The 15,311-nt window shown below is 36.9% G+C and carries 11 protein-coding genes, 1 pseudogene and 1 riboswitch; of the genes and pseudogenes, 1 reads left to right on the top strand and 11 read right to left on the bottom strand.

Features of this window, described 5'->3' with window-relative positions; all coding sequences use genetic code 11:
• Positions 1-305: 305 nt before the first annotated feature.
• From HCJ50_RS00525 to HCJ50_RS00475, 9 genes and pseudogenes are all read right to left on the bottom strand, one after another.
• Positions 306-2,192, bottom strand: a complete 1,887-nt coding sequence (locus HCJ50_RS00525) for a MucBP domain-containing protein (RefSeq protein ID WP_185346946.1) — start codon at positions 2,190-2,192, stop codon at positions 306-308.
• A 353-nt stretch (positions 2,193-2,545) separates the two neighbouring features.
• Entirely contained in the window at positions 2,546-3,274 is a 729-nt protein-coding gene (locus HCJ50_RS00520; protein WP_185346948.1) for an amino acid ABC transporter ATP-binding protein, read from the bottom strand.
• Positions 3,267-4,709, bottom strand: coding sequence for an amino acid ABC transporter substrate-binding protein/permease (locus HCJ50_RS00515; RefSeq protein WP_185346950.1), 1,443 nt, complete (start codon positions 4,707-4,709; stop codon positions 3,267-3,269). The genes HCJ50_RS00520 and HCJ50_RS00515 overlap by 8 nt, the downstream gene beginning before the upstream one ends.
• An 800-nt stretch (positions 4,710-5,509) precedes the next feature.
• Positions 5,510-5,611 (bottom strand): annotated as a pseudogene (locus tag HCJ50_RS00510) (helix-turn-helix domain-containing protein); the annotation flags it as partial.
• A gap of 147 nt (positions 5,612-5,758) precedes the next feature.
• Positions 5,759-6,208, bottom strand: coding sequence for a hypothetical protein (locus HCJ50_RS00505; protein ID WP_185346952.1), 450 nt, complete (start codon positions 6,206-6,208; stop codon positions 5,759-5,761).
• A 4-nt stretch (positions 6,209-6,212) separates the two neighbouring features.
• A complete protein-coding gene (locus HCJ50_RS15670; protein ID WP_260443046.1) occupies positions 6,213-7,742 on the bottom strand; it encodes a T7SS effector LXG polymorphic toxin in 1,530 nt (509 codons plus the stop codon).
• A 329-nt stretch (positions 7,743-8,071) separates the two neighbouring features.
• Positions 8,072-9,214 carry an excinuclease ABC subunit UvrC gene (gene uvrC / locus HCJ50_RS00485; protein ID WP_376698126.1) on the bottom strand — a complete coding sequence of 381 codons (1,143 nt, stop codon included), beginning with the start codon at positions 9,212-9,214 and terminating at the stop codon, positions 8,072-8,074.
• Between the two features lie 59 nt (positions 9,215-9,273).
• Complete coding sequence (locus HCJ50_RS00480) at positions 9,274-10,377, bottom strand: 5-methyltetrahydropteroyltriglutamate--homocysteine S-methyltransferase (RefSeq protein WP_185346956.1); 1,104 nt, start codon at positions 10,375-10,377, stop codon at positions 9,274-9,276.
• A 94-nt stretch (positions 10,378-10,471) separates the two neighbouring features.
• Positions 10,472-10,569, bottom strand: a riboswitch (SAM riboswitch).
• A gap of 63 nt (positions 10,570-10,632) precedes the next feature.
• Complete coding sequence (locus tag HCJ50_RS00475; RefSeq protein ID WP_185346958.1) at positions 10,633-11,010, bottom strand: RidA family protein; 378 nt, start codon at positions 11,008-11,010, stop codon at positions 10,633-10,635.
• An 80-nt stretch (positions 11,011-11,090) separates the two neighbouring features.
• Between HCJ50_RS00475 and HCJ50_RS00470 the strand changes: the two genes are divergently transcribed.
• Positions 11,091-11,348 carry a DUF1294 domain-containing protein gene (locus HCJ50_RS00470; protein WP_185346960.1) on the top strand — a complete coding sequence of 86 codons (258 nt, stop codon included), beginning with the start codon at positions 11,091-11,093 and terminating at the stop codon, positions 11,346-11,348.
• Positions 11,349-11,653: 305 nt separating this feature from the next.
• Here HCJ50_RS00470 and HCJ50_RS00465 read toward each other — a convergent pair whose 3' ends face one another.
• The gene (locus HCJ50_RS00465) at positions 11,654-12,466 is read right to left on the bottom strand and encodes a Cof-type HAD-IIB family hydrolase (RefSeq protein WP_185346962.1); all 813 of its coding nucleotides are present in this window, start codon (positions 12,464-12,466) and stop codon (positions 11,654-11,656) included.
• 94 nt (positions 12,467-12,560) lie between these two features.
• A complete protein-coding gene (locus HCJ50_RS00460; protein WP_185346964.1) occupies positions 12,561-15,209 on the bottom strand; it encodes a calcium-transporting ATPase in 2,649 nt (882 codons plus the stop codon).
• Between the last annotated feature and the right edge of the window lie 102 nt (positions 15,210-15,311).

Here is a 15,311-nt window from a genome sequence, read left to right as displayed (position 1 = left end):
ACAACTAATTTTAGTATTTTCCATTCTCCTTGTAATATGTACTCTGTTTTTTGTCAAAAGTGGCAGTTGCTTTTATTTCAACAGCTAGAGAAGTAGTCCTAACTGATTCTGAAAAACGAATTTTGCGAACGTTTGAACAAATAGTTTTTCACATTTTCGCAAAAAAAATTCTGATGTAGTTGCTTCTTTTAGCTGGTGTTCTCACCGCAAGGCTAGGTTTAGTATTCCTTCAAGCTTTGTAGTTTCATTTATAACTTTAAAAGAAGAGCTGAGATTTTTCAGCCCTTCTTTTGAAAATTAGATGTTCACTTTCTTCTTAGTAAAATAACTCCCGACACAAGGAACAAACTTCCCAGCGTTAAGCCCATGGAATGATTTGTTGTACCACCGGTGTGAGGCAAGTTAGCTTTTTCTGTTGCTTTAACTACACCTGGATCAGAAGTAGGATTAAGTGGATTCGTTGGATCTGTTGGGTCTACTGGGTCTACTGGGTCTACTGGGTCTACTGGGTCTACTGGGTCTACTGGGTCAATGTTGGTTTCTTTTTCATACTCATATGTGACTGTTTTCGCATCCACTCCAAAAACTCCAGATGCGTTTGTCGGTGTATTAGTTAGTTTATAACCGTCTATCGTTTTTGCACTTGTTTGATAAGCAATGCCAATTTTCCCAATTAATGTATCTGAAGGCGCTATATTTTGACCATTTTCATCTACATAGTTCACCGTAACTGGTGCCCCGTCATTTAGCGTATAAACATAAGTTACTGTTTGAGGCTCTGATGTGAAAGTACCGGTTTGATTCGCAGGCGTTTCTTTCAGTTGGTAGTTTTCGATTGTTTTTGCTGTGGTGGTATAAGTTTCATCAACTTTACCGTTTAAAACAGTATCATCTGCTAGCTTTGTTCCACTTTCATCTACATATTTCACAGTAACTGGTGCTGCATCCACTGCTGGAGCTTGTACATTTATTGGTTGGATGATCTGTCCACTAAATTGACCAGCTGTAAATTCAGTACTCTTAAAGTTCATCTTAACGCCTGGAGTAGAAATATCATTTTTCCCAGTTTCGTAATTATATAATCGATAGTTCACAATACAATCATTAGTAATATTCGACATGACAATTGTATCTCCAGAAATCGTAGTAACTGGATTCGAAGGAAGCGTATATTCCATTGCTGATGAATCAGGTTTAATCGGTTTATCAATGGTTAAACTATCACCTGCGTATACGTCTTTTCCAGGTAATACAACTACTTGGTCACTTGCACTGATATTATTATAAACAGGGTGATCTTTTAGTGGAGATATATCACCAATATAATTTGCACTTACATTAAGATAAGTTAATTTATCTGCCCCTGCAAGTGATGAAACATCATTCATGTTAGAAATAGTGATGTTTAGGTGCTCTAAATCTGGTAAGTCACTTAAGAAGCTATATTTTGGATCAACGGAATATACTCCCTCAATCTCTAAATATTTCAATGCTGTGTTATTTGGTACAAATGAAAAATCATAGGCTGTTCTTGGATCAAAATTATCACCTATTTCATTACCTGAACCTGAACCTGCTTGACCGTTATTGGTCCATTGGAAATTCCTTAAGCTAGTAAGTGCTTCAAGTCCTGCAGTCGTTTTAAAGCTACTAGTATTGATTTGTAAATATGCTAAGCTACTCATTTGAGCAATATAAGATAAATCCCCATCTGGTGCAGTAATTCCCACAGCTTGTAGTGCAATGACATTTTTTAAATACTGTAAACCATCAAGGGTTGTATAAGTTGTATTTCTTAAATTTAGGCTTCCGCTTATACTTCTCAGATCAGCTTCCGTTGGCAAATAATCGGTTGGTTTTTCCAGTTCCGTATTAATGGTCGCTCTTAAATTAGCATCTGGAATTAAATTGGTCTCACTAGCATCACCAGCCATTAATATTGGTTCGGGGGGTTCTTTTGTGCCACTTTCTGTTTTACTTGTAGTTTCTTTAGCTTTGTCTTCCGTTGCAGTTGACTCGTCTTTTATTTCTGTTTGATTATCTGGAGTAGTCGTTTCCAAATTATCCCCTTTTAAAGCTGTAGTTTCTTGTTCTATATCAGTAGCATCCGTTTCTTTTGCAAAAGTGCTGAACGGAACTGCACTGACAATCACAACACAAATAATGACTAAAAGCTTAAATATTTTCTTCATGTTCCAATCTCCTTGTAGTATAAAATAGGTTGCTTCAATAATTGCATCATCCGATACAAAAATATTATAAACGTCCCCCAAGTAAAATGAATCATTCCATAAAGAAAAAAAATTATATTGTGTCAAAAACGTGAAAGTATATTTATAGCGAATATATAAAATTATAAATCGTTGGTACTGAGCCATTCCAAACTTTTATTTTTGTCTAAAAATAGACTTTTTTTCTAAAAAAGCAGCTTGAATCTTATTTTTTTTAGTCATTATTTTTTTCTAGATGTACTGTTTCAGACCAAAAAAAACAGAAATTCTCTATTGGTTACTAAAGAGAATTTCTGTTTTTAGTGATTATTTTTTTACAAAACTTTATCTAAAAAGCTAATCGTTCTTTGATTTGTTGGATGGTCAAATATATCTGCTGGTTTACCTTCTTCAACGATATAGCCACCATCCATAAAGATAACCCGATCGCCAACTTCACGAGCAAATCCCATTTCGTGCGTTACAATCATCATTGTCATCCCGCCTTTAGCCAGCTCTTTCATAACGGCTAGTACTTCTCCGACCATTTCTGGATCGAGTGCAGAGGTTGGTTCATCGAATAGCATAATATCTGGATCCATTGCAAGAGCTCTAGCAATCGCAACCCGCTGTTTTTGCCCCCCAGAAAGTTGACTTGGGTATTCATCTGCTTTTTCTTTTAGACCCACTTGTTCTAATAAACGAAGCGCATTACTTTTCGCCGCTTCTTTATCCATTTTTTTCAGTTCTACCGGAGCAAGCGTGATATTTTCTAAGACGGATAAATGTGGGAATAGGTTAAAATGTTGAAACACCATTCCGATATTTTCGCGTACTTTGTTAATATCTACTTTTTTATCAGTAATGTTAAAATCATCGACAATGATTTCTCCGGCTGTAATTTCTTCTAAGTTGTTCATGCAGCGAAGGAAGGTGCTTTTTCCGGAACCAGATGGCCCAATTACGCAAACCACTTCGCCTTCTTTCACTTCGATATCAATGCCTTTTAGCACTTCATTCGCGCCAAAACTTTTTTTAAGTCCGGTTACTTTGAGTTTAGTCATTTCGTACCCTCCTTTCTAAACGATCCGACACTTTTGTTAAAATGGTAATTACAATCAGGTACATGATTCCAATGATAAGCCATGTCCATGTACTTTCAAAGGTACGCGCCATGATAATTTTTCCAGATTGTGTTAATTCAACTAGTCCGATTGCCGACATAATCGAGGTATCTTTTAAAGTGATAACGAACTGATTAATAAAGGATGGAATCATCATTCGAATAGCTTGTGGTAAAACGACTTTTAACATCGCTTTTTTATGTGGTAAACCTAGACTTCTAGCTGCTTCCATTTGGCCCTTGTCGACCGATTGAATTCCGCCACGTACAATTTCAACCATATAGGCTCCCGCGTTTAAGCTAAGCGCAATCACCCCGGCTAGAAATACTGGCATCCTAAAATCAAGTGCTGCTGGAATACCAAAATAAAAGAAGAATGCTTGTACAATTAGCGGCGTTCCGCGGAAAATATCCACATAAACAGTAGCAATTCCACGTAATATTTTGCTGTTACTAACTTTCATAAAGCCAAAAGTAATACCAATAATAAAGGCAATAATTAATGAAACAACTGCTAAGCGAATTGTTAACCACATTCCAGCTAAAAGCGCTGGCCAGGAAGATTTAATAATTCCCATAAAACCTTTTTCTGTGGTGTTTTCTTTTACAGCATCTTTACCTAAATAACTTTTAAGAATATCATCATATTCACCGCTTGCTTTGATATTTACTAAACCAGCATTGAATTTTTCTAGTAGTTCTTTGTTTTTGCCTTTATTAACAGCAAATCCATAAGAATTACCTTTTTCTTTTTTAGTAACAATTTTTAAGCCGTTTCCTGTTTGAACGCCATAAGCTAGTACAGGATAATCATCGAAACATGCCACGGAATTTCTTGTTTTAACATCATCATACATTTGGGCTGAATCATCAAAAACAACAATATCAAAATCATATTTATCTTTAATTTTTTCTGCAAAGGCATAACCTTCTGTACCTGTTTTAACAGCTACTTTTTTCCCTTTAAGGTCATCATAACTTTTGATTTCGTCGTTATCTTTTAAAATTCCCATAACAACTCCGGAATCAAAGTATGGATCAGAGAAATCAAATTTTTGTTTTCGCTCATCGGTAATACTCATTCCAGCAATAACACCGTCTACTTGATTGGCTTCAAGCGCTTGAACTGCTGCATTGAATCCCATTGCTTTAATCTCGTATTCAAAATTTTGATCTTTGGCGATGGCTTTAAGGATATCCATATCAATCCCTACTTGCTCACCGTTTTTCTCAAATTCAAAAGGGGCAAAGGTTGTATCAGTTCCAATTAAGTATGTTTCTTCGGCCGCTTTTGCATTTACCCCGTTTCCTGTGAAAATGAACATGGCAACACATGCAATCGCCATTATAAGTATGAAGCGTGAAAATTTCTTCATAGTTTGTCCTCCCTCTATGTTTCTTTTGCTTTGATTTCTGTATTTTATGTAGCATTAAATTTTTTCCGTACTCGTAAGATTTTACCATAAGGCAAGGTTATTGACCATAGTTAATTATGATAAGATTTTCAATATCTCAAACAAAAGAAGCCAATGGAAAACCGTTATCTTAGTAGGAAAGTACGGTATGAAATGGACTAATTATCTCGGACTTTCGAAAATAACACTGCTTACTTTTGCAACCATAAGCCTGAAAAAGATGACTAATTGGCTATGTAAAAGGCTGTACCTTTGTCTATAATAAGGAAAAAAAGAAAGTTCTCATTGTTTAACCTTTGAGAACTGAGGTGCTCGATGCGTGGCTTTAAATTTGTATTTTTCATGTTTTTTTATGGGTTTTAAAGCCAAAATGGGCATACAAAATTTGAATTCAAATAAAAGAACAAACCAAATTTAAGTGGTTTGTTCTTCTAAATTTGGGTTCGCCCCTGCTATCCTAGCAATTATCATTTATTACTAGCCTGATGATAAAGCACCTTTTCATTTAATTTACTTTATGTTTAACAATTTCTTAGCTATGTCAAGCTCGTTATCTCTAAAAAACAAATCTTCTCCAAACGATTCTACAAAAATCAACTTTAAGGTGTTAGCTAGATTTCCCTCATTTAGTAATGATTATCCTTACTGAATGTTTTTATAAAAAAAGGAAAGCACTCAAAACGTGTGCCTTCTCATTATTTTTCCATATTAACCGTGTCGTAAGGGATATTATCTTTATCTCTTATGTCCCTTTCTCTATTTCATTGGTAAAAACATTTTAAATCGCACATTAAAATTTCGCTTAAAATAACGGCATTTTGATGTGAAAGTCTTACTGTTCCTTTTTCTATGTTACTGTACCCGCCAAGTGTACTTGTCAAGAACCCTATAATTTTATGATACGAGTGGCTGCATTTAGACAATCAAAATACGCCCCAAAGTTAGATTTTTTTGTCTAACTTTTGGGACGCACCACAATCAGATAGTAAAGTGCCTTTTTATTTTATTGATTATTCGTGATTTTGTTCTGTTGTTTTTTTCATGTAATCATGGTAAGGATCTTCTACATTATCTCCTACCTCTTCAATAGTATCTTCTATTTCTTCAAGTATTTCTGAAGATATATTTGAAGTGTCTTTAATGGATTCTTTCATTTTGTTATAAGTCTTTTTCAATCCCAGATTTATTAATAATGATGTAATTATATCCACATCATCATAATTTTCTGTATTCCATAAGCTGCATAAAACATCGTCTAATTCACTTCTTAGAGGTTCTTTCAAATTTTCGTAAGTATCCCCTTGTCTCATCATCAATTCATCTAAAATATCAAAAAATTCTTTCTTAGTTAATTTTTCATTTTTAAAGTCCATAATAGCTTGTTCAAATAACAAATAAAGTTTATCTACAGACATCCATGGCATTTCAGAGTAATCCTCTTTTTTCATGACTTTTTCCATTCTATTACCTCCCTTGAATTGGAACATGAACTTCATTCGAATTTTGTTTTTTCGTCCATAATCCATCAACAGTTACTTGTTTATTCCCTATCTTAATTTGAGCAGTCCAACTTGAGCCTGATGCTGAGTTAGGAAATTTCGCTGCTGCAATAGGGTCTGGTTCATGCCATCTAATAATAGCCTTCTGACCATCAGATAATTGGAATTCATATTTCGCCCCATTTTTTATAGCATCTGTAGGTTTAAATGTATTTGGGGTTCCTTCTGGCACCATATTTTGTAAATCTTTTAAACTTATTTCTCCATTGTCTAAAAGATTTTCAACTACTGTCCTAGCTTGGTCTCTATTTAAAGTTTCTACAGAATATTTCCCAATCTCTGTTCCAGCCCCACTAGCTTTCTTCGTACTCTTTTCTGCCTCTTTCACCTTGTCTGCTTTTTTATGAATCTTATTTGCGTCTTCTATGCCTTCGTAAACAAATTTAAACCCTTTGCTCCCATATTTGCCTACTTTCGCAAGTGGAATGATAAATAACAAGGAGAGTCCTCGTTCGCCCCATGACAGCTTGTCTCCGGTTATCGGGTCTTCTCCTGTCACCACTCTAGCACCGTCTCCTATTGGTGTAAAGAGGTCGGCTATTTCTTTTATTGCTTTCACTGGGTCAAAGTCTTTTGCTTCGGCTTTCATTGCTTCTGCTTGGGCTAGCATTTTTCCTAAGCCACCATCTTTTCCTGCCCATTTATCATGTTTTACGGTGAATTGAATATCGTCTTGGGTCAGTGTACGGCCATCTTTGGACCATGCCCATATGTATGTCCCGTTTCCTAAGTCTATTCGTGTATAGGTTCGGCCCGTCGTATCTGGTTCTTCTTGCGCCTCTTTTTTCTGTTGAAAAGCTCGAATGGTATTGGCCCACCCTAGTTTTTCTTGACTTGGAATCATAAAGGTACCCGTTGTCGGATTCCATGCGGTCTTTGTTTGGGCTAGCCCTTGATCAATCGCCTGTTTCAAACTCGCAATTTCGGAAAAAATACTGGGCGAACTTGCGTGAAAGGCGATTAATTTTTGAAGCTTTTCTTCTAGTTCTTGTTTGCTTGTTTGATACGCTTCCAGTAAGGCTTGATTAAGTTGCAGCTGGATTTGCTGATCTGTTTCAGATAATGGGGATTGCCTCACTTGGTTCTCTAGGTCATTCGCTTGGTGGATGAGTTCATTGACTCGTCGTATTTGTTCTTCTAGTTCGGACTGTTTGAGATCCCCACTGTCCACTTCACTTTGGTACCGTTCTGGAAATTTTTTGACGGCCTCCTCGGTCGCTTCGGTTAACAAAATCCCTCCCTGCACGAGGGGATAGAGCACGGTGCTATAATAAGCTTTGGCCGAATCATATGCTTTTCCTTTTAAAAAAGGCTCGAGGGTGAACTGACTGATTGCTTGTTGGATTGCTTCATAGCCTTCTAAATGTTGCTGGCAAACTTGGCTGGTACTCGTCGCTTGGGCTTTGGATTTTGATACGTACATATCGATACTCATAGTTTTTCCTCCCGTTGCATGTATTCGTATCCTCTCTTCTTTTGTTAGGAGTCCATTCTCCTGTTCTTATTATATCATTCACAAATGGGAATGCTAGAAAAAACATGGAGCAAGACGCCTAAAAACATTTATGATTGACGTATTTTTTTGCATAAAAAAAGACCTAACAGTGACGTTAGGGGCTCAAAGTAAATGAGAAATTGCTATTAATTTAATGGAAGCTTCCAGGAATCGCCAATTAGGTAATAGAAAATCTCACCAGCACTGTCATTGTAGTCAATTCCCAAACATTTTTCTACAATCTGAGCCAATGAATAACCCGTTAGCTTCTAAGTATTTTTTAATTGATTTTCAAAATCGTATTCTTTCATTTTAGTATATGCAATATATGTGCTCTTCGCATTTTCGACTGCTAAATCTATTTGCTTCTTTTTTCCGCCTTTTTGTGGAAATGAACTTGCTTTTTGAAGATTGGTTGATAAAGAATTTTTATTTAGTTTTTCTGCAATTAATAGCTCTTTAGGCCAGATGTTATTCGGATCTTGATAAAATTGATTGATAAAATCCGCTAAATCTTCTTGTAGTGATTTTTGAATTTGAAAAACGTGCCACTTAGTCCCGTTAATTGCACCATTACGAACAAAAAAGACAAAAACGCTTAAATAATTATCTTCTGTGTAGCAACCGATAATATCACGATTTTTTAAACCCGGAAAAATAATATGCTGCTTTTCAATTGTTTCATTAATAGCGTGAATAGTATCTCGTAGTTCTGCCGCTCGTTCAAATTGTAATTTTTCTGTCGCGATTTGCATATCTTCTGTTAATTTTGCTTTGATATCTTTAACATCACCTTCTAAAAATCGCGAAATTTTTTGAATTTGAGCTTGATATACAGCCGGTTCAATTTCTGCTTGGCATGGGCCTAAGCATAATCCTAAATGATAATATAAACAAGGACGGCCTGGTTTTCCTTCACATCTACATAATGGGAAAAGTTTTTCTAATAATGCCACCGTTTGCCTTACAGAATAACGGCCTGGATAAGGACCAAAATAGTGTGCACCATCTGCTTTTGTTTCTACCACTACTTCAATATGCGGATTTTTTTCATTTGTAATTTTAATATATGGGTAGCTCGGACCTTCCTTTAACATAACATTAAAGGGCGGCTGGTATTTTTGAATTAAAATCATTTCTAGTAGCAATGCTTCTTTTTCTGTCGTTGTAATAATAAGCTCTAAATCGCTAATTTGCCGGACAAGTCGAGCTGTTTTACCAATTTGCTTACCAGTAAAATAAGACTTTACACGGTTTTTTAGACATTTAGATTTGCCGATATAGAGAATTTCTTGCTTTTCATCTTTATATATATAACAACCTGGTGAATCAGGTAATAAAGTTAGTTTTTGTTGTAATTGAATATTCAAAGGAAATACCTCCTCTAGAACACTTATTCTAGCGCTATCCATACCATTTGTAAAGATAAAAAAGAACTAGCTGAAAATTTCCAACTAGTTCTTTTGCTTATTTAATCTCCCCATACCTCGTTTGCTAATTTAACTATATAACGTAATTTATTCCATTGCTCTTCTTCTGTTAAAATATTGCCTTCTTCGGTGGAAGCAAACCCGCACTGTGGGCTAAGTCGTAATTGGGTGAGCGGAACTATTTTACTAGCTTCTTCAATACGCGCCTTAATTGTTGCCGCCTCCTCTAACTCACCTGTTTTAGAGGTAACTAAACCGAGAACAATTTTAAGATCCGGTCGGTTAACATATTGTAAAGGAGCAAAATCCCCAGAACGTTCATTATCATACTCTAAAAAGAAACCGTCTATATGTAACTGGCTAAATAAAGTTTCAGCTACAGGTCCATAGCCGCCCGAAGCAATCCAAGTCGAACGGAAATTTCCACGGCAAATATGCATCGTAATGACCATATCAGCTGGCTTATATTTCACAGCTTCATTTATTAAGGTTTTATATGTTTCCTGTAATGTATCTGGGTCAAAACCTCGCTTCCGAACCACTTCTCGCTGTTCATCAGAGCATAAATAACTCCATGAAGTATCGTCTAGTTGTAAATACCTGCAACCCGCATCATAAAAGGCTTGTATCGCTTTTTGATATGCTACTGCTAAATCGCTAGCAAATTTTGTAGCATCGTCTAAATATGGCTGATATTCAATATCTCCGCGGTAATGGAGCATCGCTGGACTTGGAATCGTTTGCTTAGCTACATGGTTTTCGCCAACTTGCTCTTTTAAAAACTGAAAATCAGCTATAAAAGGATGGGTTGTAAAGTCGATTGGACCTGTAATTTTTACTGAATGTGATTTAGTTTGCACCTGGCTAAACTGAATACCACCTTCCGCATCGTACCCTTCTACACCATCTAAATTCTCTAAGAAGTCAAAATGCCACCACGCCCGGCGGAATTCGCCATCTGTAATTGCTTTTAAGCCAACATCTTTCTGCTTCTCCACAATATATTTTATTTCTGTGTTTTCAACTGTACGAAGTTCTTCGGTTGAAATTTCACCCACTTCAAATTTCTTTCTCGCTTCTTTAATCGCCTTTGTTCGTAAAATACTCCCAACGTGATCTGCATAAAATGGTGCTACTTGCTTCATTTTCTTCGCCTCAATTCTAGTTATTTTTATGTACAAAAAAACTTCCCCTTAAAAGACAGCTTTTGAGGGAAAGAGAAATTCACCTGATTCGCATGCCTTATCTGTCAGTATTACCTGCTGGATTTGGCACCGTGAAAACTCCGGTTGCCAAGGTTTCATTGGGCCAGAACCCTCCACCTTTCTTGATAAGTTGCTATGTAATTGATTATTATTATATCGTTTCGTCTAATTGATTGTCAAATTTTTTCTGAATATTTATGCTTCTGCGATAACTTCGATTTCAATTTCAGCATCGAGGGGTAATTTCGCTACTTGGAAAGCACTTCTAGCTGGGAAATCATTGGAAAAGAATGTCGCATATACTTCATTAACTGCTGTAAATTGGTTTAAATCTTTGAAAAAAACCGTGGCCTTGGTAATTTTATCTAATCCTGATCCCGCTTCTTCTAATACAGCGGAAAGATTTTGAAAGGCTTGTTCTGCTTGTTTAACCGCTCCCTCAGCTAATTCTCCTGTTTCCGGATTAATTCCAAGCTGTCCAGATGTAAAAATAAAATTATTTACTTTTACCGCTTGTGAATAAGGTCCGAGTGCTTTTGGCGCATTATTTGTTTGAATAATTTCCTTTGCCATTTTATCCCTGCTTTCTTTTGTGGTATGCTTTTATTCTAATCAATAAAGTTTATTTTAGCAATTTAAAGGGGGAGTTCCTAATGGTTTTAACTATTTATTTAATCGCGATAACCGTTATTTCATTTCTAATGTTCGCTATTGATAAACGAAAAGCAATCAAGCATGCCTACCGTATCCCAGAATCTGCTCTTCTTCTTACAGCGTTTCTCGGCGGAGCATTCGGCAGTTGGATGTCGATGCAACTTTTTCATCATAAAACACAAAAAACAAAGTTCCGGATTCTTGTTCCGCTAGCGATGGTTTGGACAGTTGGTGTAGTTATTTGGTGGGTATATTAAAGGAGGACTATAGATGCGCCTCCGTTTTGTCCAGTTGCTATTATATGATAAAGCGATTGATTTACAGGCTAGTTCCCATCAGAAATAAGTAGCAACACATGATATTTTCTTGTCACTACGCTAGTTATTTTCTTTTATTATTAGAACCAAAAGAACGCAACCATTCTTTCCATGGAGGTCTGCTTTTGGTTATATTTATATATTGGGTATTATAAAGGATTCACTAATAACCAGGGTGTTACTTCACTATAAATTTTCTCTTTTTGGCACAGTTCATTTTATTTACAATACAAACAAGTAGCTGCTTACTTTTCTTTTTCTGCATTTAAATAATATTCTATCGTTGTTAATACTCCTGCTTCCTTATTTGAAGGAGTCACATACTTAGCTCTTGCAAGCACTTCTTTGCTACTTTCCTTCATCGCGTAGCTAAGAGGGGTAAGCTCAAGCATTTCTAAATCATTATTTGCATCTCCAAAAGCAAGTAGCTTTTCACTACTCATGTTCCATTCTTTCAAAAGCTGCTTGATTGCACTTCCTTTTGTTACGCCTGGAATAATAATATCAATGCTACCATGTCCACTTGCTACTGCGCGAATATCGCCTTGAAATGTCTGATTCAGTTGTTCGACAATTTGCGCTGTTTGGTCAATTGCTACATCTAAAGCAAATTTAATAAAAGTGTCCTCTGGCAGCGTGACAAAAGATTCCACTTCTTTTAATTCAACATAATATTTTTTGGCAAATTCTTTAAAAGTAGGATTAGCTGCTTTAAGTAAATAGGCACTCTTCACCCCGCAAAGAATCACTTGTAAATCTTGGTATTCTTGAGTCAATGTATAGAGAATTTTTTCAACTAAATGTTTTGGAAATTGATTGACAGTTATTAACGCTTCATTGTGAAAAATCACAGCTCCATTTTCGGCAACATAATAAATCTCTCTATCTTTACCTGGAAAGAAAGATTTAAGTTGATAGTATTGATTGCCACTCGCCACGATAAACTTCATTTCTTTTTCTAACAAATTCGCATAAATTTTTTCAAAACGTCCACGATCATATTCACCATGCGCATCTAAAAAAGTGCCATCCATATCTACTGAAATAGCTTGAATCATTTTTTCTCTCCTTTATCGGCTTGTCTTTAACGCCATTATAGCATACTAAAAAAGCAGAAACCCCCTTGGTTCTAGCTGGGAATTTCTGCTTTTCTTATGCTTCTTTGAAAAATTTGTTTTGAATCACTTTGATAATCTCCATCATAATGACTGCTCCGAGTGCAAGTCCAGCTGCAATCGACCATTCGTGTAGCCCGAATGATGCCGGGATAGAGAAGATTTCGCGGGCTCCTGGTAAAACAGTAACTCCATATAATACGAAACAAAGTAATACTGCACCGATAACATATTTGTTGCTGAAAAATCCTGCGCCAAATGCAGTTTGGACATTGGAACGAGCAGCAAATGTTTGCAACGTACGAGCTAAGATAAGTGTCGTAAAGGCCATTGCCACGCTCATCTCTGGTGAAATTTGCATACCGATGTATTGTGAAATAATAACTGCAACACCAATTAACACTCCGCGACTAATGACCGCGCGCATCGTTCCGCCAGCAAAGATTCCTTCATTAATATCTCTCGGTTTGCGTTTCATCACATCAGGTTCCGCTTTCTCCATACCAAGGGCAATCGCTGGCAAGGAATCATTGACTAAATTGATAAATAGTAATTGTAATGCTGTAAATGGATTAATCCAATCTAGTACGAGCGCAAATAAAATCGCAATAATTGCTCCCAGGTTGCCTGCAAAAAGATACGCAATCGATTTTTTAATGTTGTCGAAAACAGTACGACCAACCCCAACTGCGTCCACAATCGATACAAAATTGTCATCCGTTAGAATCATTGCCGCCGAGTCTTTAGCAACGTCCGTTCCGCTCCCCATCGCCACGCCAATATCGGCTTGTTTCAGAGCGGGAGCATCGTTCACACCATCTCCGGTCATTGCAGTAATTTTTCCTCTTTTCTGCCAAGCTTTGACGATACGAATTTTATTTTCTGGAGAAACACGAGCATATACAGCGATATGTTCTAGTTTTTTATCCAGTTCTTCTTCAGGCATCGCGTCTAGCTCTTGACCAGTTAAAGCAATATCATCGGCATCCATTAAGCCAATATCGCGACCAATTGCTTGTGCCGTTGTTTTGTGATCTCCGGTAATCATGACAGTGCGAATTCCTGCTTTTTTCGACTCCTCAATCGAAGCATAAACCGCTTCCCGTGGTGGATCAATCATTGCTGTTAAGCCAACAAGAACAATATCTTGCTCATCTTCTAAGCTTAGCTCTGTTGAATCAGCTGTCATCCGTTTGTAACCATAAGCAAGAACTCGGAGCGCTTGATTCGAAAATTCTTCATTTGTTTCTTTTAGTTGCGTTAAAATTTCATCAGTCATTGGTTTTTCTTCTCCATCAAGGAAAACATAACTACAGCGAGCGAACATCACATCAGGTCCGCCTTTTGTCAACATGGCTTTATTTTCGCCGAATGTGTGGAGCGTTGACATCAGTTTTCTATCAGAGTCAAACGGAATTTCCCCTTCACGAATGAATTTTTCACGAATTTCATTATAATCTTGGTTATTTTTATTACTAAAAGCAATTAGTGCCACTTCTGTCGGATCACCGAGTTCTTTTCCTTCTGAATTAATATTCGAATCATTACAAAGAACAGCAATATGAATCAGTCGACGCTCTCCTTCTGACCATTTTTCGGGACTGTCAGGGAAGTTTTCTTTCGTTCCATCTGGTAAATAATAGTCAACCACCGTCATTTTATTTTGTGTTAATGTTCCGGTTTTATCAGTACAAATAACACTGGTGGAGCCAAGTGTTTCAACTGCCGGGAGCTTTCTAATAATCGCATGTTGTTTCGCCATCTTGTTCGTCCCAACGGCAAGTACAATCGTCACTATAGAAGAAAGTGCTTCTGGGATAGCAGCAACTGCCACTGCTACTGCAAACATGAAGGCATTTAATATCGATGTTGCCATATCCGCTGAATCATTACCAAGGAATACGCGTCCAGCTTCCACAGCGAAAATCAAAATACAGAGCGCTAGAATACCAAGCCCTAATTTTTTACTGAAGGATTCTAATTTTCTTTGTAAAGGTGTTTGCTTTGCTTCAGCTGTTTCTAAAAGACCAGCTATTTTACCAATTTCTGTTTCGCTAGCTGTTCCTGTTACGACAAACATACCACGACCATACACGACAAGTGAGCCACTAAATACCATGTTCACACGGTCGCCAAGCCCCACTTCCTCTGAAATCGTATCGATATATTTTTCAACAGCTTCCGATTCTCCTGTCAGCATACCTTCGTCAATTTTCAACGAACCACTTTCAAATAAGCGCCCGTCTGCTGGGACAAAATCACCTGCGTCGAGAAGAACGATATCGCCAGGAACAAGTTCACGCGCGTGGATACTCTGTTTACTGCCATCACGGATAACTTTTGCAACTGGTGCAGACATTTCTCTTAAAGCATCGAGTGAACTTTCTGCTTTTCTCGTTTGGACGACACTAATAATGGAATTGACAATCAGTACTAAAAAGATAATGAGCGATTCAACAACTTCTCCTAAGACTAACTGAACAAGTGCTGCAATGACCAGAACAATCACCATTGGATCTTTAAAGGTTTCTAGAAAAAGTTTCCAGACTGGATCTTTCTTTTTATTCTTCAGTTCGTTAAAACCGTATTTTTCTTGCCTTTTTGTAACCTCACTAGTTGTTAAACCTTTTTCAGTTGCTTCTAGTTGTTCCAATATTTCTGCCGCGCTTTTGCGGTATATCTCCAATCCATTCAGTCCCTTCCGAATATTATAAATTAAGTATAACAAATCTTTACATGGAAATAATATTGATAAGAATGATAATTTACATACTCTTAACAAAAAGCG

Source organism: Listeria immobilis, from assembly GCF_014322765.1.
Taxonomy (GTDB): Bacteria; Bacillota; Bacilli; order Lactobacillales; family Listeriaceae; genus Listeria; species Listeria immobilis.
This window is presented reverse-complemented; position numbering and strand designations above follow the sequence as displayed.

Coding starts and splice junctions, on each gene's coding strand:
- HCJ50_RS00525 (WP_185346946.1), bottom strand. CDS start 2,192: ATGAAGAAAATATTTAAGCTTTTAGTCATTATTTGTGTTGTGATTGTC.
- HCJ50_RS00520 (WP_185346948.1), bottom strand. CDS start 3,274: ATGACTAAACTCAAAGTAACCGGACTTAAAAAAAGTTTTGGCGCGAAT.
- HCJ50_RS00515 (WP_185346950.1), bottom strand. CDS start 4,709: ATGAAGAAATTTTCACGCTTCATACTTATAATGGCGATTGCATGTGTT.
- HCJ50_RS00505 (WP_185346952.1), bottom strand. CDS start 6,208: ATGGAAAAAGTCATGAAAAAAGAGGATTACTCTGAAATGCCATGGATG.
- HCJ50_RS15670 (WP_260443046.1), bottom strand. CDS start 7,742: ATGAGTATCGATATGTACGTATCAAAATCCAAAGCCCAAGCGACGAGT.
- uvrC (WP_376698126.1), bottom strand. CDS start 9,214: ATGGATAGCGCTAGAATAAGTGTTCTAGAGGAGGTATTTCCTTTGAAT.
- HCJ50_RS00480 (WP_185346956.1), bottom strand. CDS start 10,377: ATGAAGCAAGTAGCACCATTTTATGCAGATCACGTTGGGAGTATTTTA.
- HCJ50_RS00475 (WP_185346958.1), bottom strand. CDS start 11,010: ATGGCAAAGGAAATTATTCAAACAAATAATGCGCCAAAAGCACTCGGA.
- HCJ50_RS00470 (WP_185346960.1), top strand. CDS start 11,091: ATGGTTTTAACTATTTATTTAATCGCGATAACCGTTATTTCATTTCTA.
- HCJ50_RS00465 (WP_185346962.1), bottom strand. CDS start 12,466: ATGATTCAAGCTATTTCAGTAGATATGGATGGCACTTTTTTAGATGCG.